Source organism: Nocardia sp. NPDC004722 (genome assembly GCF_053601505.1).
On record NZ_JBSGBY010000965.1, the window covers coordinates 1 to 2005 of the forward strand.

Annotated in this window: 2 protein-coding genes; both read left to right on the forward strand. The window is 65.1% G+C overall.

Annotated elements, in window-relative coordinates:
* Nucleotides 1-103 precede the first annotated feature (103 nt).
* On the forward strand, nt 104-535 hold the full coding sequence (locus ACWELQ_RS44635) for an alpha/beta fold hydrolase (RefSeq protein WP_452403011.1): 432 nt from the start codon (nt 104-106) through the stop codon (nt 533-535).
* A gap of 372 nt (nt 536-907) precedes the next feature.
* Nucleotides 908-1672, forward strand: a complete 765-nt coding sequence (locus tag ACWELQ_RS44640; protein ID WP_452403012.1) for an LppX_LprAFG lipoprotein — start codon at nt 908-910, stop codon at nt 1670-1672.
* Nucleotides 1673-2005 lie beyond the last annotated feature (333 nt).

A 2005-nucleotide genomic window follows, 5' to 3' on the forward strand; every position in this document is an offset into this window, starting at 1 on the left:
TCGTCGTAGGGCAGCAGGAAAGTCGGCCGCTGGGCGGCGGCGATCGGGGGCCGCCGCGTCCGGTTACATGGCGACAGATATGGCGCCCGAGCGGTTTTCGCGAGTGATCTATGCCGATACCGCGCCGATGCCGGATGGGTTCGTGCTGAATCCGGCGCTCGGGGAGGCGGCGGAGTTTCCGTTGGCGGACACCTGGGCGGAGGTCGAAGCGGCGGGGAACAGTTTGGCGGGGTTGGACGAGGCGATGCTGGCGCGATTTCGGGAGCGGGCGGTGCCGGTTCCAGCCGGGGTGGCGGGGCGGCCGGTGAAGCTGAGCGATTCGGCTGCGCGGCTGAAGATTCCGACGACGGTGATCTGCTGCAGTTTTCCGTCGGCGTTGATCGAGCAGTTCCGGGACGCGGAGGAGGTGCCGCCGTTGATGCAGGAGTTGCGGCTCATCGACGCCGAGTACGTGGATCTGCCGACGGGGCACTGGCCGATGTGGTCGAAGCCGGTCGAGTTGGCGGCGTTGATTCACGAGGCGGCTGATCGTTGAATATTCAGCGACTTTTCCGCAAATATCCAGCGACGGAATGGCATCCGGGTAAGCGGTCGCTCGGCTTGCTGCGAGCATTGCAAACCCGTTAACACTCGGGCCCAGCTGGGACATTTCAGGGTTGCAGGGTAATCGCTTGCGCTGCTGGATGATCAAAATTCTTGGCGACACGATTGCTGTGCTGGTTGGATGCCGAAGTATCGCCTCGTCCGGCGCGGACGGGGACGAAGTGCTGCATACTACGACGGGCAGCGGCAAGGCTGTCCAAACTACGAGATCGAATGGAAGCTTCGGGGGTTGTACATGAATCAGCTTATTTCTCAAGGTAAACGGGCATCCGGACGCGGACTTCGACGCGGCGTCCTGCCCGTCGTGATCGCCGCGGCCGCCGTCGCCGCACTGGTGGCGGGCTGCTCCTCGTCGTCGAGCAACGACAGCAAGGCCACCACCTCGCAGGCCGCGCCGCCGTCGCAGCTGCCCGACGGCGCGCAGATCGTCGCCGAGTCGGCCAAGACCACCCAGACGCTGCAGAACGTGCACGCGGACCTGGAGGTCACCAACGTGCCGGGCCTGCCGTTCCAGAGCATCAAGGCCGACATCACCAACCAGCCGCAGGGCGCGGGCCAGGCCATCGGCGAGGCCAAGGTCAAGATCAAGTCGGACGACGCCGACTTCACCGACACCAAGTTCCTGGTCGTCGACAAGACCCTCTACACCGGCGACGGCAGCAAGTACGCCAAGATCGGTCCGGCCGAGAAGGTCTACGATCCGGGCATCATCCTGGACAAGGACAAGGGCCTCGCCTACGCCATCGGCCAGATCAAGAACGCCAAGGCCGAGGGCCGCGAGAAGATCGACGGCATCGACGTCGTGAAGGTCAGCGGCACCATCGACGCCGCGGTCATCGACCCGGTCGTCCCGCAGATCGGCAAGGACGGCGGCACCTTCCCGATCGTCGTGTACATCAAGGACGTCGCTCCCCCGAGCGGCTCGGGCACCACGCTGCCGTCCACGGCCGCCTCGCCGGGCACCGGGCCGAACCTGGTGCGCGCCATCGTCACCAAGGACGCCGGCAATGTCAGCGTGACGCTGTCCAACTGGGGCAAGGAAGTCCACGTCACCAAGCCTGGCGGCTAAACCCCGGGGTTTGCTCCCGTGAAGTGAGTTCGGAGCCGGTTCGGGGAAAACGCAACGGCGGCAACGCATGTCGCCCGCCCACGCCCCCGGACCGGCTTTGGCGTTCGCACACCCTGGTGCGAAATGCTGCTGCTTACAACAAGTGCTACAAGAGATTGTTCAGTGAAATGCAAGGCGCGGCACCGACGATTTCGTCTGAAAGCTCAAACGTCGTGCCTGCGTGTGGAGGGATGCTATGACGATCGAACAGCCCACCGAGGCGGCGATCGAACGCCGGGAACCCGAAGGGGAGGGTGAGTTCCGCCGCCCTCCGCTCGACGGTCCGCCGCCGGT